Here is a 24,961-nt window from a genome sequence, read left to right on the forward strand (position 1 = left end):
TTTGGGGAGATAATTTTCCTAACTCAATGCTGTAATCGTTCATTTATTTCTTTTTTTTGACGGAGCAACTGTTGGAATTCTGCTTCTAACGCGTCCGTTGGCGTGATACTTAGACGGCTTAATACGTCGGAAATTCTGGTTTCTACCTTAAGCAATTCGTCTTGCAGTGGGTCGTGATTTTTCTGCGGCGTCGTTTGCATATAATCATTATAGGAGCCGTCAAACGTATGGATTGCCGTGTTGTTGATAGCGAAAATTCTTGTTGCTACGTTTTGCAAGAAATGTCGGTCATGAGATACAAAAAGGACGGTTCCCGAGTAATCGACGAGTAAAGATTCGAGCGCTTCCATGGCGTCGATGTCCAAATAATTGGTAGGTTCGTCAAGGACCAATGTGTTCGCATTACTCACAAATAACTTGGCGAAAGCAACCTTTACGCGTTCTCCTCCGCTTAAGACATGAACAGGTTTAAAGACATCGTCCTGTAAAAAGCTTAGGCGGGCCAATACCGTGCGGATCAGCGATTCGTCATGCGGCGAGGTAGAGCTTACGTTCTCCAGTATGGAAATGTCTGTTTCCAAGACATCCAATGTTTGGCTGAAATAGCCAAAAGAAACAGATGGCGAGACTTGAATGGAAGGATGCCCATCCATCATCATCCGAAGGAAAGTGGTTTTCCCACTGCCGTTTGGACCAATCACGGCAATTTTATCGGCCCCAATCACGGAGAAATTAAAAGCCTTCCATAAAAGGTGGTCTCCTACGGTTCCGGTCACTTGTTCGCCGCGTATGATCGTGCGATTACGAAGAGATTCTTCGTGGGTTGTTTGCATCTTGATGGGAGGCAGCTCTTTTATTTTTTCCACTTTATCCAGTTGGTCAATCCGTGATTGAATGGAGGTTACGCCTTGGTTTAATTTCTTTTGCTTTTTGGCAAAATAGGGTTTTGCGCCGGTGATTTTCGCCTCCGATTTCGAGACGTTTTTAGGTTTTTTAGTGGCACGTTGGGCTTTCTGTTCTTTTTGTTGCATCGCTTCTTCCAATTGTTTTTTCTTCTGCGCGTATTTTTCGTATTCTTTTTCGTGATGCTGACGCGCTTCTTTTTTTTGCTGGGCGTAATCCGAATAATTTCCGGTAAATTCACGAATCTGTCCATCTTCGATTTCCCATATTTTTGTGCAAAGCGCATCCATGAAAGCACGGTCGTGGGAGACCAATACCAACGCTTCCTGGCGCCGTTGCAATTGTTTCTCCAGTTTTTCCATGTGCGCTGTATCAAGGTGTGTCGTGGGTTCATCAGCTAATAGCAGTTCAGGCGCTTGAGCGAGTGTTTGATTAATGACGGCCTGAGAAATTTCACCGCCGCTTTTTTGTTCCATCCGCGGCTTAATCTGTGGAAGCAGGGCGACGGAGGCATTTTTCGTTATCGTTCCGGAAGCAGGTGGAATTTCTCCGTTAATCACCTGCAACAAAGACGTTTTTCCCGAACCGTTGCGACCGATTAAGCCGATCCGGTCTCCTTGGTGGATGGTTAAATCATTGATATGGAATAACGTTCGATCTTTTACGTTAAAATGGACGTTTTGTAATTGAACCAATGCCAAGTCGATCATCTCCATTTCTTTTAAAGATGGAGACTATGAGAAAACTTGGCTTTTCGCCAAGCTTTTATGGCGAAAGCCTTCGCCCAACTTATGTAGGTAAGAAAGTTGATTTATACTTTCTTACCTACCAAAAATAGCCCCCTATTCATAGACAGACGTTCAGAATAGGAGGCCAAATAGCTATATAAACCGCAGGCTACATAATAATAGCAGACCAACCCTATTCTGAACGATGACGAAAAACATGCAAAATAAACCTTCCCATTGAAGGTCGATCATTACACTATGTTCGTCTGTTCCGCAAAAATAGGATTAGTACTTCATCGTCCTACAGTTCACCCTCTTTTTTAAATGGTTACTCTTATCATATATCTTATGGATAAGATAAGTCAACAGTGGCTAGAGGCTGCCTGGCGTCAAAGCATCCAAACAGCCACAATCGAAGCGACGACAATCCCGATCAATACGGGAATAAAATTTTGTCTTACGAGTTCAGCGGGTTTCACACCGGCGATTCCGGCATCTGCCGCAGCACCAAATGCCCAGGCAGCGAGTGTTCCGCCACCAACGAAGATCGTAATCACTTGCCCCAAGGAAGCGAGAATGGCAACATCAACCCCTGTTGCTTGCCCGAGTGCTGCCGATAGGCTTCCGACGAGCGGCAATCCCGAAAATCCGGATCCATCTAAACCGGCAAGTATGGCGATCAGCCCAATGCCTACAACAAGCATGGCAGGACTGCCGTCAATATATTGCGCGAGTGATTCGCCGATGTCGAAGAGAAACCCCGGTGCTCCTTCTCCCAAGACGGCTTCCGCATGATCCGGATGACCCAGAAAGAAGAAACCGGCTAATGGAATAATTGGTGCGAAGATTTTCAGTGCAAAGAAAAAGCCTTCTTTCATATACTCTACAATGTTGCTCATTCCTTGAATTCCGCTTTTGGCAAACGTCGCAATCATCATGAGAAAGACAGCGGTTCCGCCAAGAAGGGCGGTTGCTTCTTGGCCTTGAATTGCTTCTTCCGGATGAAAGACGGCACGATACAGCATGAGACCGATAACCGTCAGCAACATGAGTGGGACGACCAGGGCCATCGTTTTCGAGGTTTTTGGACGCCCTCGATACGTATCCGTCGTCTTGAGATCGAGTGCTGTCTCATCCGCTTTCCATTTCCCTTTTTTCATCCCTCTTATAATCGTGAAAAACGCGATAGGAATCGCGACCAAACCGACCACGAAAGAAAATAATGCTGTATAGGGTAAAATTTCACCTATCCCCAACCCGGCGGCAGTAGCTGTTAAATTTCCTGCGCCTTGAACGACGAGATCGCCTGATAACGCCATCCCGTGTCCGAATAAGTTAACGGCGACTGCTGCCCCGATGGCGGGTAACCCGGATTTGACGGCAATGGGGATCAAAACTGTGCCGACGAGGGCAATTGCAGGCGTCGGCCAAAAGAATAACGAGGCGATGTACATCGTGATTCCAAGAACAAAAAAGGAAGTCGTTGGATTAAGCATCAACTTTTTCAGAGGGGAAAACATCAATTCAGCGGCACCGACCGCTCGCAACGCTTGCAACATCGCGACCATTAACGTAATAATCAACATGATGTCAAACAGCTCAATGCCTGCGTTCATAAAAGCTAGAAAGACAGCTTGCGCAGATGAAATCAAACGATCGATAACGCCCAAGTCTGTATAGTAAAAGAAGGCAAGTAAAAACGTCCCGAGCACGACCGGAAAAACAACATTTTTTCTCCAAAGAATAAAAATAAACACCGTGACAATGACAATAAGAAAAAATACGTGTGTGAAACCCAATATAAACCCCCTCAGCAGACGAGTTCACCATTCCGCGTCTATACGATAATGTATGATTGAGGAGGTTGGGTATGTTACGGTCATTAGAAAACTTGGCTTTTCGCCAAGCTTCTATGGCGAAAGCCTTAGTTGCACTTATGTAGGTAAGAAAGTTGATTTATACTTTCTTACCTACTAAAAAAAGCAACACCCCCATGGAAGTGTTGCTCATTGCTTTCTCCTTTTGTGGTATTTCCTTTTATTCAAGGAAAACTTGTTGCATTCTTGTCACCCCGCTTTTCCCATGAAATACCGAAAATATGTTAGGATAAGATTAGAATTAAAAAATAAGGATCGTTTGAATAGAAAAGAGCAGGTGATGAACCATCCATCCTTCATTTTCGCTATGGAACAAGCAATCAAAACGAAGACAAATCAGTGTCGTTCGCGGCGAAAAAGCCCCGACGCAAGTGATCACAAATGCCACGTATCTTAACAGCGGCCGCAAACAATGGATGAAAGCAAACATATGGATTTACCATGATCGCATCGTCTATGTCGGAGACGCTTTACCGGCGAAATCTCCGAAAATAAATTGGTACGATGCCCGTGGACAATTTATCGTTCCCGGATATATCGAACATCACGCGCACCCATTTATGTTATACCATCCTCGTGCTTTTGCGGATTATGCGTTGAAACGCGGAACGAGCACAATCTTTAATGATAATCTAATCCTGTTAATCCACTTGGAAAAAAAGAAAGCGCTTTCTTTTATCAGTGATATGGGAGAAGGGCCTTCCTCACTGTATTGGTCTACTCGGGTGGACGCACAAACGGAAACCAATGATGAAAACCGTTTGTTCAGCCCGCAAAACATTGATGAATGGGTGAATCATCCACTTGTTGTCCAGGGTGGGGAGTTCAGCGGCTGGCCCCGCGTCATCGCAGGGGATGACACCATGCTTCATTGGGTTGAACAATTGAAAAAAGCAAATAAACCAATGGAAGGGCATTTGCCGGGAGCCTCGGAAAAAACATTGGCCCAGCTCGCATTACTCGGCGTTATGAGTGACCATGAGGCGATAACGGGAGAGGAAGTGTTGCGCAGGCTTGATGCCGGCTATATAACGACGCTTCGGCATTCTTCATTACGTCCTGATTTGCCACATTTGATCAATGATTTGAAAGAAGCGGGGATTACAGATTTCAGCCGTTTTCTCCTCACAACTGATGGAGGAAGCCCGACGTTTTATGAACCGGGTGTCATAGATTCGCTCTTAAAAATTGTCCTTGAAGCCGGCATTGATCCATTAGCAGCATATGAAATGGTCTCGTATAACGTCGCCCGTCATTACGGGATCGAAGACATGCATGGCATGATCGCCCCCGGGAGAGTGGCGCATCTCAATTTTCTGATGGACGTGCAAGACCCCACCCCAATTTCGGTTATGGCAAAAGGCGAGTGGATTGTTCAAGAAGGACGTGTCGTGAATGATCTGAAGCCTTTCGATTGGAGTCCGTACGTCTCTGAACAAAAGGGCATCTCTTGGCGATTGGTAGAAGAAGACATGCATTTTTCTATGCCGATGGGCATTCATCTTGTCAATAATGTTCTATTGAAGCCTTATCATATTGATATTGACGCAACGAAAGACAGCCTCGATGAGGGACACGATCAATGTTACTTTGCCATGATTGATAAAGAAGGAAAATGGCGAATGAACACGATTTTGAAAGGGTTTGCCACCCAATTGGATGGATTGGCAACGACAGTTTCGATTACCGGCGATGTCATTATGATTGGGAAAAAGAAATCGGCCATGAAAAAAGCGTTTGAACACTTAAAGGCTGCCGGCGGCGGAATATTTATTGAAAATGATCGGGAAGATCGTCGCTTTCACCTCCCGCTCCCTTACTTCGGCATAATGGCTGATTTGTCAATGGAGGAGGTCATGGAGAGGCATGCAGCTTTCGATGATGTTATGAAAGCATGTGGCTATCCGTATGACGATCCTTTGTACAGCATTTTTTTCTTTTCATCAACCCACTTGCCTTATGTACGCACGACAGCAAAAGGGATTTATGACGTTCACAAAAAAAGCGTTCTCTTTCCTACGATAATGCGTTAAAATAGAAAAGGATGATTTTGCGGGCGTAAGCCGTATCTCATCGAAGATGAAAAACCTCCTTTGATGGAAGTTTCACTTTTTGTGAAAGAGAGGATTGCCATGCAAATCGATAAATTACGCGGCAAAGAAATGGATCAACTATTTAATGCAATTCTATCCTTAAAAGATATCGAGGAATGTTATCAATTTTTTGATGATCTTTGTACTATTAACGAAGTCCAATCGCTTGCTCAGCGGCTGGAAGTGGCTCGTATGCTGCAGGATGGAAAAACCTATCATAAAATTGAAGTGGAAACGGGAGCAAGTACCGCTACCATCAGCCGCGTGAAGCGTTGCCTTAATTACGGAAACGATAGTTATCAATTGGCACTCAGCCGCGTGCACGGCGAATAATGAGAAGCCCCGGGAACAGACACCTGTCTGCCCGGGGCTTCGTTCGTCCGATCATTGCTATGCTGATGACATCCCAAAAATGAAAGATTAGTATCAGACATTATTGGCCAGTGTCCGTGTCTAGCTGACATTGTTTGTCCTCATAGGCGAAAGAACCAGTACGACGCAACTTATTTTCACATAAAATATAGGTAATCGGTTTAAAGGAGGCTATACGATGTTTGGAAGGCATCCGAAATCATTTGGCCCGTATTCTCCATATTCGGCACCATTTGTGCAAACGTATGTGGTCCCGGAAGTTCAAACGGTCCAAACACATTTTATTAAGCACCATGTTTACAAATTTGTCCATTATTATCCACACACGTATTCACATCAAAATAAAAAGAATCGATTTAATTGATACGAAAAAACCCATAGAAGGATGGCGGTCCTCCATGGGTTTTCAAGAATTAAATCTTGACGGTCGCCTGTTGGTTTTCGATCCAAGGGATGACGGCATCGGTGACGGTATCCAGAAACGCGATAGTGCCTTCGTCAACGAGATTGCCATCCTCGTCAAGCTTCGTGTGCACTTGTCCGATGCAAACTTCATTCCCGGGGAGGAGAGGCGAAGAGAGGCCCGGAGCAAAAAGAATATCACGCAAGTGAGATTGGGCTTTTGCCGTGCCGAGCGTTCCCATGGAAGCGCCCACGATCCATGACGGTTTTCCGATCATTACTTTATCAACACGTGAAAGCCAATCGATGGCGTTTTTCAGCGCACCGGGAATCGTCGCGTTGTATTCGGGCGTCACCCACAGAACGCCGTCTGCTTCCTCCACTTTTTTCTTAAATGCTGTGACTTCCTGTGATGGGTTGTTCTCGATATCTTGATTGTAAAACGGAAGGCTCCCGATGTTTAGAATTTCCAGGTTAAATCGATTGGCATACCGTTTTTCCATATGTTTTGCGATTTTGTAGTTATACGAGTCTTGCCGTGTGCTTCCGACAATGGCAACGATGTTCATTAAAAATCCCTCCGTCGTGATGTGAATAAATATTAATTAAAAACCATACGTCCCATTATAATCAAATGAAGGTGAAGATCGCTAGTCATTTGATTCACCAAAATTTTCATTCTCAAAAGTGTCCTTCGTAGGAAAAGTTTTTTGGGAAGGATGGTATTGATTTAAAAACGTTCCCCCGGAGACGTCTTTGACCGTGTACACGACGATAAAGGCGTTTGGGTCAATATCGTAGATCATTTGTTTTAGATGGAACAATCGTTGTTTTTCAATGACGATATAAACCATTTGATTTTTCTTTTGCGAAAAACTTCCATACGCTTCATATATGGTCGCGCTTGAATTCATTAAACGAATGACAGCATCTGCGATGTCGTTTCCTTCTGTGGAAATGACGTTGAGGGCTTTCCTTGATTGAAAACCTTCCAATACGTAATCGGTGATTTTTTTGCCGATGTATAGCGCAACAATGGTGTACATCGTATGGAGCGGACCGATGATAAAAATTCCGATTCCCACAATCGTTGCATCGAGGACGAAGTTCGAACCTGTGAGTTCCCAACCGAACTTATGATTAAGCATGCGGGCAACGGTTGAGGTGCCACCGGTTGTGCTTCCTGCCTGAAAGATGAACCCGAAACCGGCGCCGGTGAACACACCGGTGAAAATTGCAGCCAATAACGGATCTGCCATCGGTTGGCCCCAGTCTTCCATCAGATAAACAAATAAGGAAAATAACGGTACATTTAATAGAGATTTATAAATCATATGCTTCGGCAATACCCGGTAGCCAATTGCCAGCAATATAGCATTAAAAATGAAGGTGACGATCGCTGGGGAAAATCCTAGTGCATAGAAAAGCAATAAAGCAAGCCCGGCGATGCCCCCTTCCGCCAAGTTGTTGGGCATGGCAAATTGTGTGATCGACAAGGCAAATAAAAACGTCCCGAACGTTAAAAACAATAGATTTTTCAAAGTAAGCCCCCCTTACCGTTATGTCCTTTTTTTCTGTGCGATAATCTCACCAATACCATATTTTTAAATGGGACACAAGAAAAGTGGGAAGGTAAAAAGATAAAAACAGGCCGAAAACGTGATTTTGTCCTCATCCAAGGAGAATGAGGACAAAAGGTATTTAGGGATTGCTGAATAACGGAAAAAGACTGGCACATAAGCATTTCCTTTGGTGTTGCCAAAGCTAGATGCAAGGAAATCCATCCTATAAGCAAAAAAACCCTTGCACTTCTGGCAACATACGGAGGGACGACGCTGCAATGGCTTCAGCTGATAGCTGCAAGTTGTTCAGCAATCCCTATTTAAAAAAGGATCATTGCCACATAGATAACGATCGTTACAGTTATACCACTTAGAACCGTTGAATACAGGACAATCTGTGCGTGCAATTCCGGCGCTACCTGATTGTCAAGTGCGATGGTCGCTGTATTTCTTGACGTCGGAAACGAACTTGCGATGAGTAACGATTGCGCCATTACCCCATCAATGCCAAGGATGAATATAATAAGGAAAGCAAACACAGGACCGACAACTAACCTTCCGAGAATACTCCAGACAATGACGCTATGAAATGACTTGATATTTATGTGGGCCAGTTGAGCGCCCAATAGGAAAAGCGCTAAGGCAAAAAAAGCATTGGCAAGTTGTTCTAGTGGCACAAGTGCAAAATTGGGCAACGGAATATCGAAAAATTGAAAGATGATTCCAAAGAGTAAAGCATGAACAATGGGCAACCGAAAAATAGCTTTTAGAATATCAACGGCTGACTTTGATGCAGAGACTAAATTATAAAGGCCATATGTATAGGTAAGTAAATTTTGGAAAACAATCATGATAATTTGAATGGAAACCCCTAAAGGATTCGCACTAAAAATCAATTGACTGACAGGTAAACCGTAATTGCCTGAGTTCATAAGGGAAATACTGTTTTTCAAAGCTGCGCTTTCTTGCCGCTTAAGGTTTAATAACTTGGACAAAAAATTGCCAAGTAGAATGGTACTGCAAGTAAATAAAAACAAATAAAGAAGAAGTTGACCCAACAGTCCATAATCAAACTCAGCCTGATAAATATTTAAGAAAACGGCTGCTGGCATAAAACAATAGGTAATAAGTTTTACGATCGGAGTAAGTTGAAAGTTAAACTTCTTCTGCAACAGCACTCCAATGGTCATCACAATTAAAATAGGAAGAATAACGTCCAGAAATACAACGCTGATTAAATTCACATAAAGACTCCATTCTAGGAATCATCCCCCGGCACCGGAGGATGAATTTTTAAATCTAATATAGAGACTGCTGAATAACGGAAAAAGACTGGCACATAAGCATTTTTCGTTGGTGTTGTCAAAGCTAGATGCAAGAAAATCTATCCTAAAAGCAGAAAACCCTTGCACGTCTGGCAACACACGGAGGGACGGTGCTGCAATGGCGAGACTCCAGCGGAAAAACGGACGCGTCAAGCCCCCGAAGCGCCGGTTTTGCGCGAGGAGGCTTGACCGTTCGTCCGCGGAAAGCGAAGCCATGGAAGCGGCATCCCGGCTTCAGCTGATAGCTGCAAGTTGTTCAGCATTCCCTAATATATACCGAGGATGAAACCTAAAATTAATCCAATGATACCGAAACCCCAGAACCAGAAGAAAGCGTATTTCATGAATCGGCCTATTTGTACACCGGCGAGCCCAACGCCCAACCACATAGCTGGGGATAAAAACCCTTGTGAAAAAGTACTTGAAACTAACATCATAAAAGCGGTAGATTCCGAAGCGACGCCAAAGTTGGCGGCAACACTCTCAACAACCGGAAAGATACCGAAATAATAAGCATCTGTACTCATGATGATATCCAAGGGAATTCCAAAAAATGCCACGATCACGTGCGTATAAGGGCCAACAGCATCAGGGACGATCCCTACGATAGACATAGCAAGCGAGTCCAACATACCTGATTCAGTCATCACGCCCAAAAAGAGTCCGGCGGCAAGGATGATCGAAGCCATCATGAGCGCGGCAGGCGCATGCGCGCGAATACGTCCCATTTGATCATTCACACTATGGTAGTTCAAAGGTAAAACGATCGCCAACCCGATCATAAAGGCAAGCCCCGGAGGTGCGATATCCAAAAGCATTAAGAGCAAAACCCCGAGTAACACGGCAGCATTGAGCCAAAGCATGGCAGGGTGTTTTCTGGGCGTCTCCTCGGCTGCTGCTTCATTATCTTTTTGCTGTTTCATGAAGTCATCAGCCAGTGCTCTCGCGTTGACATTTTTTTGGGCTTCAATTTCTCCATTATTTATGCGTTTCTCAATGCGTTTCTTTTCCCTCAGTCCAAGGACTACCGCGAAACCAATGGCCACGACGAACGCGGCTATTTGCCAAGGAATCAATGGAAACCATAGGTCGGCAGGATTATCATAACCAAGTACCGAAGCAAGTCTCCCTACCGGTCCGGCCCAGGGGACGACGTTCATAAACCCGAGACTAAAAGTGGCAAGCATTAAAAGTAACATTGGACTCATATTTAGTGCCCTGTATAAGCCAATAAGGGCAGGAACCGTCAACAAATACGTGGTTGCGCCGGCACCGTCGAGGTGGGCGATCGCTCCGATGATAATGGTAACGATAGTAACAACAATCACATTCCCTTTTGTGAGGATAATCATATTTTTTATAATCGGATTAAATAAACCGACATCGTTCATGATGCCAAAGAAAATAATGGCAAAAATAAACATGACGGCGACGTCCATGACTTGATCAATCCCGCCGCTAAAAAATTCCGCGAGGTCGTCAAATCCAAAACCGGCTATGAGTACCCCAATAACCGGAATAAGGACCATCGCAACTACTGGATGAACCTTTCCCCACATTAGGAGGCCAATAACCGCTAAAATGATTAAAAATCCGCTAATAGCTAAATATGGGTCCATTTATGGAACCTCCTTAAAATTTAAATTATATAGTGGCTCTTTGCCCAAATCTATCGTTGATATCAATGAATACTGATGGGATATCGATAGTGCCATGTTTCAAAAGTTCTGATAGCTTTTCTAGTTGCGTGGCAAGATGATTAAATCCGATTTGACTTCATAAATCTATGCAAGCATGGGCAAAAAGCGGATCGGATTTACTCCTATCAAGCGATCATACCGGCTCGTCCAAGGCAGATCCATCCAATTGGAGGAATGAAGCACTGTCAGTGTTATTCTTCCCTTAGAGGGACAAGAACGGGGTTGCCGTTCTTCTAGTTGCTGCTTTCTGTTCCTTATATGGTAGAACGATTTAAATCTGTTGTCTTTCGAATCATGAGTTTAGGTTCCAACGTTAATTGCAGGTCTTTGTGTTCATGTGCATCCACCTCCATCATATGAATAAGATGTTCAATCGCATATAGCCCCATCGGCTTGTCGGAATGATGGGTCAACGTGGTCATTTGAATAGCGGCGTGCGCGGTCATATCAATATTGTCCATCCCGCATATACTGAAATCTTCCGGAATTTGAAACCCCATGTGCATTAAATAGTTTTGACAAAATAATGCCATTGAATCTGTAGCGGCAAATATGGCAGTCGGCCTGTCAGGTAACAGCAACAACTCATCCACTGCTTGAACCACCGATCGTTCTGTCGTATCCGTTTCTTTAATCCATCCGGGTTCGATAGTGTGGTTGGTGGCTTTCATGGCTGTTCGGTATCCGGATAACCTCCCATTAAACGTTGAGGTATACGTCGCCCCCCCAATCCAAGCAATTTTTGTATGCCCAAGTTTCAATAAATGATTGGTGGCCAATTGGCCAGCTTTTTCATTATCTATTTCCACATAGTTCCCGCCTGATTGATGTCGACGGTTGAACATAACGAAAGGCACTTGAGCATTTACGAGATCTTGATAAATCGGATCATCAATAAAAATAGAAGACAGAATAATTCCATCTACTTGTTGCTTCAGCACCTCCTCATAAATAGCGAGATTGTCCCCCTGATCTTCAAAATAGACAAGCGTATGGTACCCGTGCTTTTTGGCATCATTCACAATGGTTGTCGTTGAATCGACAAAAAATGGATTGTGTAAAGGACCGGAGATTAAAGCAATGTATTTGGTTTTTTTTTGTTTTAAACTGCGTGCCACGACGTTCGGCCGATAGTTTAGTTTTTCGATTGCCTTTTGAACTTTATCGACTGTTTCTTTTTTTACTTGTTCCGGCGTATTTAACACTCTTGAAACCGTTGGCTGCGAGACGCCGGCTTCGCGAGCGACATCTTTAGACGATACCATTGTTCCCAACCCTCTTCCATGTGACTAATACGTATTCATTGTAAGCGGTTTTATATCCGACGTCAATATGAATTTCTGTTCTTTATACGTATGATTTGTGTTGCTAAAGCACTAATATGAAAACATTAACTTATTATGTTGAGAAAACGTTTACAAGAGAGAAATTTTATACTATGATGAATACGTATTCAAAAACAACTATTATCTAGGGAGTGTCGTATAGTGGCGAGTTTTCTAAAAAAAGGAAAGACAAATGAAGAAAAACAAACAGCTGACCTAAAAGTTCAACAGTCGGTAGGCGAAATCATTCAAAGTATAGAAGATCGAGGCGATGAAGCTGTCCGAGATCTTTCGGAAAAGTTTGATCAGTGGTCTCCGCAAAGCTTTCGTCTCTCCAAGGAGGAGATCGAAGCTGCAATTGATGCACTGTCGGACGATGTGGTTCAAGATATTAAATTTGCGCAAAGTCAAATTGAAAATTTTGCTCGCCATCAACGGGCATCCATTCAAGATATTGAAGTAGAAACCCGACCGGGCGTCATTCTTGGGCATAGAAATATCCCCGTAAACAGCGTTGGCTGCTACGTTCCCGGCGGTCGCTATCCAATGGTGGCATCCGCTCATATGAGTATTGTTACTGCGAAAGTGGCCGGTGTTGAACGTGTGGTTGCGTGCACGCCTCCCGCAAATGGTGAAATTCCGAAAGCAACGGTTGCGGCCATGCATATGGCAGGCGCAGATGAAATTTATCTGTTAGGTGGTGTGCAAGCCATGGCAGCAATGGGAATTGGAACAGAAACCATGGATCAGGTCGACATGATCGTCGGACCCGGAAACGCCTTTGTCGCGGAAGCGAAACGGCAACTCTTCGGTCGTGTAGGCATTGATTTGTTGGCAGGGCCGACAGAAACCCTCGTTATCGCTGATGAGACAGCTGACGTAGAAATGGTTGCAACCGATATACTTGGGCAAGCTGAGCATGGGCCTACCTCTCCCGGTGCATTGATTACAACGTCCCAAGCGTTGGCCGAATCATTGGAGGGTGAAATTTCTCGCCAGTTACAAATCTTGCCAACTGCAGAAGTTGCAGAAATCGCTTGGAGAGATAACGGGATCATCATAGTCGCAGAAAATAAAAAAGAAGCAGTACGTGAAGCGGATAAACTAGCATTTGAACACGTTGAAGTGCTTGCAAATGATCCGGATTATTTCTTGGATAATCTGAAAAACTACGGCGCATTATTCCTTGGCCCTGAGACGAACGTTGCTTACGGGGATAAAGTGATCGGTACCAACCATACCTTGCCTACCAAACAAGCGGCGAAATATACAGGAGGGCTCTGGGTTGGTAAATTCCTGAAAAACTGCACCTATCAGAAAGTCACGAAGGAAGCAAGCGTCGAGATAGGAAAATATGCAGAAAGGCTATGTGAACTAGAAGGGTTTATGGGGCACAAACGACAAGCTTCTCTGCGTGTTGAGAGGTACGAAAGGTAAAGAACGCAACCCAATAACCTTCACTAAACGATGTATACTCAAGGGGGTATCATGATGTCAGACAGTTTCACTTATATAGAAGCCTCTCATTTAACTGAAATTTCCTCTCTATTATTCGAGAATGAGGGAATGAAAAAAGAAGATGCCGATACCATTGCAAAAGACTTGGTAGCTGCTAATTTAAGAGGTTTGGATTCTCACGGTGTGTCACGCATCCCGATGTATCTAAAACGTATTCGAAAAGAAGTCGTCAATCCGAAACCGGAGATAAAGGTTGAAAAAATAACGAGTGCGGTATCAAAAATAAATGGAGATGCTGGCATGGGATTCTTAGCCGGTCATCGTGCCATGGATGAAGCGATGAACCTGGCTCGTGAGAGCGGCATTGGCTTAGTAGGCATTCATAATAGTACCCATTATGGGATGGCAGCCTTATACGTTATGCAAGCAATGAGAGAAGGCTTTATATCAATGGCGTATACGAATTCTTCCCCTGCAATTCCGCCTTGGGGTGGGAGAACGGCATATTTGGGTGCGAATCCATTCGCTGCCGCTGTTCCTGGCGGCAATGAATCTCCTTACGTGTTAGATATGGCGATGACAGTCATTGCGAGGGGCAAAATTAGGTTAGCTGCTACGAATAACGAGTCAATTGCAGAAGGGTTGGCGTTGAATAAAGACGGGGTGCCAACAACGGATGCGAATGAAGCGTTTGAGGGCGTGTGCCTTCCATTTGGGGAAGCGAAAGGATCAGCCCTTGCCATGCTTGTGGAACTTTTATCCGGTGTTTTGACGGGGGCCAACTATGGCGGAGATGTAAAAAGTTTATATTTTGATCATTCAGAACCTCAAAATGCAGGTCACTTGTTCATTGCTATCCGTCCTGACTTATTCGTATCAAAAGAAGAATTTGAGAATCGGATGGATGATTTTGTGAAGAAGACGAAATCACTTCCTCGGGCCGAAGGTTTTGATGACATTCTAATCCCCGGCGAGCCGGAAGAAAAAAAAGTACAAGAACGTCTTCGTACAGGTATTCCGATTAGCGAGAACGTCGTTGCCGGCCTACGCAAAGAAATAAAAGAAAGTGGCGTACACGCGTCTATATGATAAAGGGTGATTGTATGTTTCCATTTGCTTATCCTTACCAAACAGAAGAAACGATCAAACCAATGTTTAGTGCAAAAGGTTCCGCAAAAGAAATCATTCCTTCCCTGGCATCCTTTGGTTATGATGGAGTTGAATTGTTAGTACGGGATGGACGTGAAGCCAATTTGCCTTATGTATCCAAAATAGTCACTGATGAAGGGTTAAAGGTAGCCTCGTTTGGAACAGGTCCTATGGCTGCAGACGATCGACTGTCATTTTCATCTTTGGATAAAAGCTGCCGAGATGAAGCGATAAAACGAACCATTCACCTGATTGAATGGGCGGAAGTGTTTGATTGCTCCGTTACAATAGGGAAGCTGCGCGGACAAATGAGTGATGAACACCCTGCTTTATCTTGGGAACATATGAGACAGTCTTGCGATCGTGTGCTTGAAGCTGCTGAAAAAAGGAACGTAACCATTTTAATCGAACCACAAAATAAAAATCAGATGAATAACTTAAATCGCACAAAGGAGACAATGACTTTTATTCAATCATTTACGTCTGCCAATTTTGGCATTATGCTCGATTGTCTTCATATGGAGGCAGAAAGCCGTGAGCCTTATTTTGTTCATCTGTTTCATGAAGCGATCGATAAATTAGGCTTCATTCATCTCACGGATAGCGACCGTTTGATGCCCGGAGAAGGAACGTTTGATATGAATGAAATCATAAATGCTATTCGTCAAATGCCACGGACGCCTTTTGTAAGCTTTGAAATTAAACAACAAGATTCATCAATGGCGGTGTCGAAACAAGCGCTTGAACGTGTAAAATCCATCTATGCAGAAAATGAGGGATATTGATGTCCGGTAACATCCGAATTGGGCTCGTTCACGCTACAATGAATTCAGTGTCACCGATTCTTCACGCGTTCTCGCAATTGGATGAAAAGGCTGACCTTGTGAACTTTATGGATGAAGGATTAATTTACGAGTTGAATGAGACAAATACCGTTACAAACCGAATGATTATGCGGTTGAGTGCGTTAGCGGGCAAGGCGGTTGAAAGCCATGTCGATGCTATTTTATTTACCTGTTCATCTTTTACCCCTTATGTAGCTAAAATTGCCGAACTTATGCCTGTGCCTGTATTAAGCTCCGACATGAGCATGTTGGAGAAAGCCGTTGATCATAGTTCGGATATCACGGTAATCGCAACGGTAAAAGCAGCGGGTCCGACGACGGAAAGGATGCTAAAGGATATCGCGGCTGAAAGGAATAAAACTGTCCGTATTAAAATTTTTGTTTTGCCGGAAGCATTTCAAGCATTGCAAAAAGGGGACGTTTTGGCACATGATCAAATCATCCAAGAAAAAATACATGAGCATAAAGATGATAAAACGATCGTTCTGGCCCAATATTCCATGGCGCGTGCCGTTGAATCTTTCGACCTTCCAAACGTTTTAACAGGTCCGCACATCAGCGCCCAATCGATTATTCAAAAAGCACTTGAGAACAAATGAAAAGAGGGGAATAAAGCGTGAAAATAGAAAATTTATTCTCGGTAAAAGAAAAAGTGGTGATTATCACAGGGGCAAGCCAAGGAATTGGGAAGGACCTCGCACGTACCTTTGCCGAAAACGGAGCAAAAATTGCGCTTGTGGCACGAAACAAGGAAAAATTGAATCAAGTGAAAGCAGATGTAGGTCTTTCCTCCAAATATGTCGAGATTTTCCCATGCGACATTACCGAAAAAAAGAACCTCCCGGATTTAGCCAGCCGGATATACCAAACGTTTGGCAGGATTGATGTCCTTATCAATAATGCCGGGACCAATATAACCAAACCTGCAACAGAAATTACTGAGAACGATTGGGATACGGTCCATGACATCAATTTAAAAAGTGCTTTTTTCTTTAATCAGGCCGTCTATCCTTTTATGAAGGCGCAGGGATCCGGAAAAATCATTCATATGTCTTCTCAGATGGAAGAGGTTGGTTATTACAAACGTTCGGCATATTGTTCCAGTAAAGGAGGAATAAAACAGTTAACCAAATCTTTGGCGATTGAGTGGGCAAAAGATCAGATCAATATAAATGCAGTGGCGCCAACTTTTATTGAAACGCCGTTAACAGAGAAAATGTTCGAGGATCAAGATTTTAAAGCAGACGTATACAGCAGGATCCCACTTGGACGGTTGGCAAAAACGGATGATTTATTTGGAGCAGTGCTTTATTTAAGTTCCCACGCTTCGAATATGGTAACAGGCCAAACATTATTCGTTGATGGAGGATGGACGGCTTGGTAAAAATGATATACGTGTAAATCCCGCAAAATTTTATACCGCGGGATTTAACTTTTTGGGTAGATAAGTGCAACGAAGGCTTTCGCCATAAAAGCTTGGTGAAAATCCAATTTTTCTAATATTTTTTCCATTAAAATTCGTTAAAACAGGGACTGCTGAATAACGGAAAAAGACTGGCACATAAGAATTTTCCGTTCGTCCGCGGAAAGCGAAGCCATGGAAGCGGCATCCCGGCTTCAGCTGATAACTGCAAGTTGTTCAGCATTCCCTAAAATACGCATTAATAATCGTTGCCGCTCTTATGATGTCATCCCTCGTTACTCCTCGGTACGTTGTTATTCTAACTTTATAGTCGGAAATGCTCTTCACCTTGAGTCCTTTATTTAAAAGATCAGATTCAATGGTTTTTGCCGATCGGCCACTTGAAGAAACGTCAACATTGACGATATTTGTTTGAACTGCATCCATGCGAATATTTATTTTAGCGTTGTCCTTGATCATACCTGCCAATAGATAAGCATTCTCATGATCTTCCTTTAATCTATCCACTTCTTGTTGAATTGCAGTAATTCCTGTAGCCGCGACTACGCCTGATTGCCGCATGGATCCTCCCAACAACTTTCTTATTTTTCTTGCGCGTGTGATAAATGCTTTTTGTCCGCAAAGCACAGACCCCATCGGAGCTCCTAATCCCTTGGAAAGAGAAAACATCACAGAGTCCGCTGGCTTGACTAATTTTTTGACCGGAATATCGTAATAGACGGATGCATTAAAGATTCTTGCTCCATCTAAATGAACGGGAATGCCGTTTTCATGGGCAACGTTACAGAGCGTATTCATCTGTTCTTTTGAAAGACAAGTTCCGCCCATAAAATTATTCGTGTTTTCCAAACAAAGAAGCTTAATCTCATAATCGTTCATCAACTGATGAATACTATCCATGTCAGGGGCTCCAAATACGTCTGTTTCGAAAAAGCGCGGAATTAAGCCTCCTATGTTTTCCATAAAAGGCGCTTTCTCGCTTTTATTTATATGGCATGTTTCTCCTGCCAGAACGTTGTCTCCTCTGGTGCCATGCGTTAATAACGAAATGAGATTGGCCATCGTTCCGCTATTACAAAAAAGAGCAGCTTCCTTGCCCATTACTTCAGCAGCAACGTCTTCCAGATTATTAACGGACGGATCTTCCCCTCTTCCTAATTTATCTGTTCTGCCATCATCCCCTACTTCCGCATCATACATCGCCTTTCTCATTTTTTCGGTCGGTTGCGTTAATGTGTCACTTCTTAAATCTATGATCTGATTTCCTCCTCCAATTTGGCCGAGTTTTCCGTTTAAGTAATTTTTCCTTTCCAGCTTAAGAAAATAGTGAATATCTGCTATAATATAAGCTTGAGGAGCAGTTTACAAGTGCCGGAGAATTTATCCCGGGGTCGAATGAACGTGAAAAATGATTGAGGTTGTAGGGTCCCCTCATCAATCTGAAGTGGAGGCGCTCTTAAAATGATCGAAGAAATGAAAGCTTGGCGTCACGCGTTTAAAGTGGATCCGGCGAGACCACACTCGGAAAAGTGGCTTGAAGAGATTTGTGAGTCGGGAACAGATGTGGTTATCGTTGGGGGCACAGAAGGAACGACCATCGACAATGTAACGGAATGTTTAGCAGCTGTCAGGCGTTTTTCAGTACCGTGTGTGTTGGAAGTGACAGAATTGGAAGCACTTACGCCCGGATTTGACGCTTACTTGATTCCGGTTGTTTTAAATGCTCATCACTCGGCATTTATTAGCGGCCTGCACCAACAAGCATTGAAAGCCCACGGCCAGTTCCTGAAATCGGCCGAAGTCTGGGGCGAAGGATACTGCATTTTGAATCGACATTCCAGCGCGGCGAGACGAACAGCTGCGGATGCGGCAATGGATATGGAAGATATCGTCGCTTTTTCCCGATTTTCCGAAAGCGTTTTGCGCATGCCAATCTTTTATCTTGAATACAGCGGTACATATGGCGACATTGAAGTTGTAAAAAAAGTAAGCCAAACGCTTGCGCATGCCCGACTATTTTACGGCGGGGGGATACAAACGGCGGAACAAGCGACGGAAATGGCCGCATGGGCGGATACAGTTGTCGTTGGCAACGCCCTCTATGAAAATACAGAAGAAGCATTGAAGACTGTTAAAGCAGTGAAAGAGACAAAAAGGCAAATCAACAAGCGCTAAGGATGTGCGTGTCATGCAACGAAATAGGATGGAACAATTACTCGAGGGGTTAAACCCGGAACAACAGCGAGCGGTGAAGACGACGGAAGGTCCGCTCTTGATCATGGCCGGTGCCGGAAGCGGAAAAACACGTGTGCTCACCTGTCGGATCGCTTACTTGGTCCGGGAAAAAGGGGTGGCGCCTTGGAATATTCTCGCGATTACCTTTACGAATAAAGCAGCGCGAGAAATGAAAGAACGTGTGGGACAGCAAATCAGCGGTGTGGCCGACAGCATTTGGATGTCCACCTTTCACGCCTTATGCGTGCGGATATTGCGGCGAGATGCCGATCGCATCGGGATTAACCGCAATTTTTCCATCTTGGACGCTACCGATCAGCAATCGGTCATCAAACAGATCTTAAAAGACCAAAATTTGGACGCTAAAAAGTTCCCGCCACGCGCATTGCTCGGCATGATCAGCGGTGCCAAAAATGAGTTGATCACCGCCGAAGCATACGCCAAAAATGCAAGCGGCCCATTTGAGGAAGTGGCTGCCGATGTTTATAAAGAATATAAGCGGCGCCTTCGGATTAATCACGCGCTCGATTTCGACGATCTGATTATGATGTCGATCCGTCTTTTCCGCGAGGTGCCCGAGGTGTTGGAATACTATCAACGCAAGTTCCAATACATCCATGTGGACGAGTATCAGGATACGAACAAGGCGCAATATATGCTTGTAAAGCAACTCGCTGATCGTTTTCGCAACATCTGTGTCGTCGGTGACTCGGATCAGTCCATTTATAAATGGCGCGGAGCGGATATCGGCAATATCCTTTCTTTTGAAGGAGATTATGAAGAAGCCGAAGTAATTTTACTGGAACAAAATTACCGCTCGACGAAAACGATTTTATTGGCGGCCAATGAAGTGATCAAAAATAACAGCGGACGCAAACCGAAAAATCTATGGACTGAAAATGAGGAAGGAACGCGCATTCATTTTCATGAAGCCATGGATGAACGGGAGGAAGCGTTTTACGTCATTGATCAGATTAAAAAAGCGACACAAACGCAACAGATAGGCTATCAAAATTTCGCGATCCTCTATCGAACGAACGCCCAGTCCCGTGTGATGGAAGAATTGTTCGTCAAGTCGAATATCCCTTATCAAATGGTCGGCGGCACAAAATTTTATGACCGTAAAGAAATTAAAGATGTGCTTGCCTATCTAAGGGTGATTGCCAATCCGGATGACGATATTAGTTTGTCGCGGATAATTAATGTCCCTAAAAGAGGAATTGGAGCGACAACAGTGGATAAAGTGGCTGCCTATGCGAATAATCAGGATATAAGCTTGTATGGCGCCCTTCTGGAAGCCGAGGAGATCGGCCTTTCGGCAACGGTGACGAAGAAGCTTCTCGGCTTCGCGGAACATTTGAACAACTGGATACGCCAACAAGAATATTTATCGGTGCTTAATCTCCTCGAGGAAGTGTTGGAAACATCCGGCTATCGGGACGCACTCAACGACGAAAACACATTGGAGGCACAAAGCCGTCTCGAAAATATTGACGAGCTTCTCACCGTCGCCCAAGAGTTTGAAAAAAGGCAGGACGATGACAAATCTTTGATTACCTTTTTGACGGACCTTGCATTGGTCGCAGATATTGATCGCCTCGATGATGAAGAGGAAGGTCACGAGCAAGGGACGGTAACGATGATGACATTGCATGCCGCCAAGGGGTTAGAGTTTCCTATTGTTTTTTTAATCGGGATGGAGGAAGGAATTTTTCCTCATAACCGTTCTTTATTCGAGGAAGAAGAAATGCAAGAAGAGCGCCGGCTCGCGTATGTGGGGATGACGCGAGCGGAAGAACAGTTGCATTTGACAAAAGCTTTATCACGGCGCCTCTACGGGCGAGCGCAAATGAATCCGGGTTCGCGGTTTATCAACGAAGTGCCGGGCCATTTATTTGAATCCGAACCGGAAGCAGCCGGAAATGTTTCCATCGACGCCGGCGAAACGAAAAGCGCTCGAAAACATCGGAAGGGGACTACGACGACCCGGACGGGCGGAGAGACGCATGCTTGGAAGGTTGGAGACAAAGCGGATCATCGAAAATGGGGGACAGGCACGGTGGTCGCTGTCAACGGGGAGGATGAAAACCAGGAATTGGATATTGCATTTCCCGCTGAGGGCATTAAACGCCTCGTTGCCAAATTCGCCCCAATCACACGCCAATAAGTGCGTGTTGTGTTCAAAAAAAGAGAAGATCCGACTTGGAAGGGGAGAGTAGCAACCGGCAAGAAAAAACCTCTAACCTTTAGCAGGAAAGGAAGACCGGCTATGGCTATAGATCAAGATACAGAAACGCGTGCGGCGGAACTGCGTGAACGGCTCCATCGCTACAATTACCATTATCATGTCCTCGATGATCCCATCGTTCCTGATGCGAATTATGATGAAGACATACGGGAACTAATACAGCTTGAAGCAAAGTCCCCTGCTTTGAAACGTGATGATTCTCCGACCATGCGTGTTGGCGGGGAAGTGCTCTCCGGGTTCCAAAAAGTTCGTCATGAGCGGCCGATGTTAAGCCTCGGGAATGCGTTTAATGAACAGGAATTATGGGATTTTGACCGTCGTGTGCGCCAAGGATTGTCGGCAGAAGACGATGTGACGTATAGCTGTGAATTAAAGATCGATGGCCTCGCGGTCGCCCTTACGTATGAGGAAGGACGCCTCGTCCGCGGCGCGACAAGAGGCGATGGGCAAATCGGCGAAGATATTACGTCAAATCTGAAAACGGTCGGTTCGATCCCCCTGCATCTCAATGAAGCGGTGAGCCTTGAGGTTCGCGGAGAAGTTTTCATGCCGGAACATTCGTTTCAACGTTTAAACGAAGCAAAAGGGGAAAGCGGAGAAGCGTTATTCGCTAATCCACGTAACGCGGCGGCAGGTTCCCTTAGACAGTTGGATCCCAAAATTGCGGCTGCCCGGAACCTCGATATTTTTCTCTATGCCATCGGTGACGATCGCGGTGCCGGTTTAGCATTTCATCATGAGGCGATTGCTTATATGAAGAAGTTAGGATTAAAAGTGAACCCCGAAAACCGGCACGTCGGTTCGATGGAAGAAGTCATCGCTTATGTTCAGCACTGGATCGAGAAGCGCAAAGACCTCCGGTATGAAATTGACGGCATCGTCATTAAGGTGGATAGCTTAAGGCAGCAAGATGAACTTGGCTTTACGGCCAAAAACCCTCGTTGGGCAACCGCCTACAAATTTCCGGCGGAAGAAAAAATGACGACGTTAACCGATATTGAACTGTCGGTGGGGCGGACCGGAGTTGTTACACCGACCGCTCATCTTGCCCCGGTGACAGTTGCCGGGACGACGGTCCAACGAGCCTCGCTTCACAATGAGGAACTTATCAGGGAAAAAGACATTAAAATCGGAGACCAAGTAGTGATAAAAAAAGCAGGAGACATTATTCCGGAAGTTGTACGTGTAGTGGAAGAGGCGCGCACGGGTGAAGAAACTGATTTTTTGATGCCATCGTCGTGTCCTGAATGCGGGAGCGAGCTCGTCCATTTGGAAGAGGAAGTCGCTCTACGTTGTATCAACCCACGGTGCCCCGCGCAAATTCGGGAAGGATTGATTCATTTTGTCTCTAGAAACGCCATGAATATCGATGGGCTCGGGGAACGAGTGATTACACAACTTTTTCACCATCGACTCGTTGCTGATATTTCCGATTTATACACCCTTCAATATGAAGAACTAATCAAGCTTGAACGGATGGCCGATAAATCGGTGAACAATTTACTGGCAGCGATTGAAGCGTCGAAAGACAATTCATTGGAGCGATTACTATTTGGATTGGGCATTCGTTTTATTGGGGTGAAAGCGGCAGATACACTTGCCCGCCACTATAAAACAATGGAAGCCTTGCAAAATACGTCATCGGAAGATGTTCAGGCAGTTCCGGAAATCGGCCACAAAATGGCAGAGGCGATTGAGCAATATTTCCTGCAACCCGAAGTGGGGGACATGCTCAAGCGTTTAAAGGAATCAGGCGTGAATATGACGTTTAAAGGAAGCGGCGGAAACGAATCGGATAAGTTTCAAGATCAAACGTTTGTGCTTACGGGTAAGCTGGAACATTGGACACGCAATGAATTAAAAACAATCATAGAAGCCAACGGCGGGAAAGTGACTTCAAGCGTCAGCAAAAACACAGACGTGCTCATCGCCGGTGAAGATGCCGGTTCCAAACGGGACAAAGCCGAGCAGTTGGGTGTGGAAATATGGGATGAGAATCGAGCGCGGGAAGAAATATAGTGACCCGGGGATGGCGCTTTCCGAGAGAGGGGGAAGTTGGATGAAAACAAGGGTATTGGCGGTAGGGTTAGCTTTGCTTCTTGCCCTTTCCGGATGTGCAGATTTTTTGGATCCGGGCGCAACAGAGGAAACGGCAGAGACAGAGGAAGGCGAAGAGGAGCAACAACGAGCAGCGGCAGATGTGGGGGAGCCGGTTCCCAGTTTGTCGGAATACTATCGAAGCATTTTCCCGGATGGAGAATATGAAGCCGGAGAAGTCAGAGGCTTTACTTCGGGAGAAGGTTGCTATTCGGGCACCGCCTATAACCGTTTGGACTTGGAAAGGCTGGAAATAGGGCTTAGTGAAATCGTTTCGGAGACGTTTCCGCCTGAAGATTATTTTATTCAAGAAGGGCAGTATATAGGAAGCGATGAGATGAATGCTTGGCTGGCCCGCTATGAAGAGTCCGATGAGGATGATGAAGAGGAATATGCAGGCTTGGGGCTAAATCCGCAACTCGAAGAGGGGGATGGTTTTGAAGATCAACATAGCAATCATCCATGTGTTCTTTCTCATGTTGTCGAACAAAACTATCACACCGAGAATGACGATGGAGACCTGCAATTGGGCGGCGTAGGGGTAGCGTTATCTTTGAATAGCATCTATTATTTCCGTGAGCAAGACGAAGATGGGTCGTATGGTTCCTGGTTTGATGAAGAAATTTCAGAAGAAGAGGCGATCGAATCCGGCGAGGAAATGGCGGCGGAAGTCGTTAACCGGTTGCGTTCGGATGAACGGGAAGAAGGGATATTGAATGACGTTCCGATCGTCATCAGCCTCTTCCGGGAAGCCCCGCGGAATTCAATCACGCCGGGGGAATTCATCGCAACAGCAACCGCTGAAGCAGGAAGCGACCTTGGTAGCTGGGAGACGTTGAATGAGGAGCATTATTTTTTTCCATCCGATCGAGCATTTGATCATGTGCCTGAAGATGCTGAGCGCTTTAACCAATTCACCGAAGCGTTAAACAGTTATTTTAGAAACCATATAGGTGTCACCGCCCGGGGTCATTATCAGAGCAATGAACTCGATCGTCTCTCTATCGAAGTGCCAATCCGGTTTCATACCAAAACGGAGACAATCGCGGTAACCCAGCAGGCAGCAAGCGAGGTAGAGGAACATTTTCCGACGGACATTGACATCAGCCTTACCGTCACAACGAATGACCGGACAGAAGCATTGATTACGAGAGAGAGCGGAGAAGAGGTGAATGTGCACATTTATGAATAAGGGGATGCAAGTTGTGTCGAACGTTTG

At 44.9% G+C, this 24,961-nt stretch carries 21 protein-coding genes; 13 read left to right on the forward strand and 8 right to left on the reverse strand.

Going from position 1 to position 24,961, the window contains the following annotated elements; genetic code table 11:
• Nucleotides 1–23: 23 nt before the first annotated feature.
• Complete coding sequence (locus HUG20_RS05055; protein ID WP_425504096.1) at nucleotides 24–1,613, reverse strand: Vga family ABC-F type ribosomal protection protein; 1,590 nt, start codon at nucleotides 1,611–1,613, stop codon at nucleotides 24–26.
• Between the two features lie 407 nt (nucleotides 1,614–2,020).
• The gene (locus HUG20_RS05060) at nucleotides 2,021–3,430 is read right to left on the reverse strand and encodes a hypothetical protein (RefSeq protein ID WP_246476540.1); all 1,410 of its coding nucleotides are present in this window, start codon (nucleotides 3,428–3,430) and stop codon (nucleotides 2,021–2,023) included.
• Between the two features lie 449 nt (nucleotides 3,431–3,879).
• Here HUG20_RS05060 and HUG20_RS05065 point away from each other — a divergent pair, with 449 nt between their 5' ends.
• From HUG20_RS05065 to HUG20_RS05075, 3 genes are all read left to right on the forward strand, one after another.
• Entirely contained in the window at nucleotides 3,880–5,541 is a 1,662-nt protein-coding gene (locus HUG20_RS05065; RefSeq protein WP_246476541.1) for an adenine deaminase C-terminal domain-containing protein, read from the forward strand.
• Nucleotides 5,542–5,640: 99 nt separating this feature from the next.
• Nucleotides 5,641–5,934 carry a YerC/YecD family TrpR-related protein gene (locus HUG20_RS05070; protein ID WP_200088778.1) on the forward strand — a complete coding sequence of 98 codons (294 nt, stop codon included), beginning with the start codon at nucleotides 5,641–5,643 and terminating at the stop codon, nucleotides 5,932–5,934.
• Nucleotides 5,935–6,151: 217 nt separating this feature from the next.
• Nucleotides 6,152–6,337, forward strand: a complete 186-nt coding sequence (locus HUG20_RS05075; RefSeq protein WP_200088780.1) for a CotD family spore coat protein — start codon at nucleotides 6,152–6,154, stop codon at nucleotides 6,335–6,337.
• Nucleotides 6,338–6,386: 49 nt separating this feature from the next.
• On the opposite strand, the gene HUG20_RS05080 is transcribed toward HUG20_RS05075, so the two are convergent.
• The 3 genes from HUG20_RS05080 to HUG20_RS05090 form a co-directional block, all read right to left on the reverse strand.
• Nucleotides 6,387–6,944, reverse strand: a complete 558-nt coding sequence (locus HUG20_RS05080; RefSeq protein ID WP_200088782.1) for an NADPH-dependent FMN reductase — start codon at nucleotides 6,942–6,944, stop codon at nucleotides 6,387–6,389.
• 81 nt (nucleotides 6,945–7,025) lie between these two features.
• Nucleotides 7,026–7,916 carry a YitT family protein gene (locus HUG20_RS05085; protein WP_200088784.1) on the reverse strand — a complete coding sequence of 297 codons (891 nt, stop codon included), beginning with the start codon at nucleotides 7,914–7,916 and terminating at the stop codon, nucleotides 7,026–7,028.
• A gap of 341 nt (nucleotides 7,917–8,257) precedes the next feature.
• On the reverse strand, nucleotides 8,258–9,127 hold the full coding sequence (locus HUG20_RS05090; RefSeq protein ID WP_200090392.1) for an AEC family transporter: 870 nt from the start codon (nucleotides 9,125–9,127) through the stop codon (nucleotides 8,258–8,260).
• Nucleotides 9,128–9,372: 245 nt separating this feature from the next.
• Between HUG20_RS05090 and HUG20_RS19380 the strand changes: the two genes are divergently transcribed.
• Complete coding sequence (locus HUG20_RS19380; RefSeq protein ID WP_281392436.1) at nucleotides 9,373–9,504, forward strand: hypothetical protein; 132 nt, start codon at nucleotides 9,373–9,375, stop codon at nucleotides 9,502–9,504.
• A 24-nt stretch (nucleotides 9,505–9,528) separates the two neighbouring features.
• Here the strand turns inward: HUG20_RS19380 and HUG20_RS05095 are convergent, their stop codons facing one another.
• Nucleotides 9,529–10,881, reverse strand: coding sequence for a CitMHS family transporter (locus HUG20_RS05095; protein WP_200088786.1), 1,353 nt, complete (start codon nucleotides 10,879–10,881; stop codon nucleotides 9,529–9,531).
• Between the two features lie 335 nt (nucleotides 10,882–11,216).
• Nucleotides 11,217–12,227, reverse strand: a complete 1,011-nt coding sequence (locus tag HUG20_RS05100; protein ID WP_200088788.1) for a LacI family DNA-binding transcriptional regulator — start codon at nucleotides 12,225–12,227, stop codon at nucleotides 11,217–11,219.
• 222 nt (nucleotides 12,228–12,449) lie between these two features.
• Here HUG20_RS05100 and hisD point away from each other — a divergent pair, with 222 nt between their 5' ends.
• The 5 genes from hisD to HUG20_RS05125 are packed head-to-tail and all read left to right on the forward strand — an operon-like array spanning nucleotide 12,450 to nucleotide 17,123.
• Complete coding sequence (gene hisD, locus HUG20_RS05105) at nucleotides 12,450–13,724, forward strand: histidinol dehydrogenase (RefSeq protein ID WP_200088790.1); 1,275 nt, start codon at nucleotides 12,450–12,452, stop codon at nucleotides 13,722–13,724.
• A 54-nt stretch (nucleotides 13,725–13,778) separates the two neighbouring features.
• Entirely contained in the window at nucleotides 13,779–14,834 is a 1,056-nt protein-coding gene (locus HUG20_RS05110) for an Ldh family oxidoreductase (protein WP_200088792.1), read from the forward strand.
• 14 nt (nucleotides 14,835–14,848) lie between these two features.
• Nucleotides 14,849–15,679, forward strand: a complete 831-nt coding sequence (locus tag HUG20_RS05115; protein WP_200088794.1) for a sugar phosphate isomerase/epimerase family protein — start codon at nucleotides 14,849–14,851, stop codon at nucleotides 15,677–15,679.
• On the forward strand, nucleotides 15,679–16,338 hold the full coding sequence (locus HUG20_RS05120; protein ID WP_200088796.1) for an aspartate/glutamate racemase family protein: 660 nt from the start codon (nucleotides 15,679–15,681) through the stop codon (nucleotides 16,336–16,338). The genes HUG20_RS05115 and HUG20_RS05120 overlap by 1 nt, the downstream gene beginning before the upstream one ends.
• A 23-nt stretch (nucleotides 16,339–16,361) precedes the next feature.
• Nucleotides 16,362–17,123, forward strand: a complete 762-nt coding sequence (locus tag HUG20_RS05125) for an SDR family NAD(P)-dependent oxidoreductase (protein ID WP_200090393.1) — start codon at nucleotides 16,362–16,364, stop codon at nucleotides 17,121–17,123.
• Nucleotides 17,124–17,378: 255 nt separating this feature from the next.
• Here the strand turns inward: HUG20_RS05125 and HUG20_RS05130 are convergent, their stop codons facing one another.
• Complete coding sequence (locus HUG20_RS05130) at nucleotides 17,379–18,362, reverse strand: GntG family PLP-dependent aldolase (protein ID WP_246476543.1); 984 nt, start codon at nucleotides 18,360–18,362, stop codon at nucleotides 17,379–17,381.
• Between the two features lie 264 nt (nucleotides 18,363–18,626).
• On the opposite strand from HUG20_RS05130, the gene pcrB reads away from it, so the two are divergent.
• The 4 genes from pcrB (at nucleotide 18,627) to HUG20_RS05150 (ending at nucleotide 24,934) form a co-directional block, all read left to right on the forward strand.
• Complete coding sequence (gene pcrB, locus HUG20_RS05135) at nucleotides 18,627–19,337, forward strand: heptaprenylglyceryl phosphate synthase (protein WP_200090394.1); 711 nt, start codon at nucleotides 18,627–18,629, stop codon at nucleotides 19,335–19,337.
• A 13-nt stretch (nucleotides 19,338–19,350) separates the two neighbouring features.
• Nucleotides 19,351–21,564, forward strand: a complete 2,214-nt coding sequence (gene pcrA, locus HUG20_RS05140) for a DNA helicase PcrA (RefSeq protein WP_200088806.1) — start codon at nucleotides 19,351–19,353, stop codon at nucleotides 21,562–21,564.
• Between the two features lie 102 nt (nucleotides 21,565–21,666).
• The gene (ligA, locus tag HUG20_RS05145) at nucleotides 21,667–23,664 is read left to right on the forward strand and encodes an NAD-dependent DNA ligase LigA (RefSeq protein WP_200088809.1); all 1,998 of its coding nucleotides are present in this window, start codon (nucleotides 21,667–21,669) and stop codon (nucleotides 23,662–23,664) included.
• Between the two features lie 40 nt (nucleotides 23,665–23,704).
• Nucleotides 23,705–24,934 carry a CamS family sex pheromone protein gene (locus HUG20_RS05150; RefSeq protein WP_200088811.1) on the forward strand — a complete coding sequence of 410 codons (1,230 nt, stop codon included), beginning with the start codon at nucleotides 23,705–23,707 and terminating at the stop codon, nucleotides 24,932–24,934.
• Nucleotides 24,935–24,961 lie beyond the last annotated feature (27 nt).

This window comes from Salicibibacter cibi (assembly GCF_016495865.1).
Classification (GTDB): domain Bacteria; phylum Bacillota; class Bacilli; order Bacillales; family Marinococcaceae; genus Salicibibacter; species Salicibibacter cibi.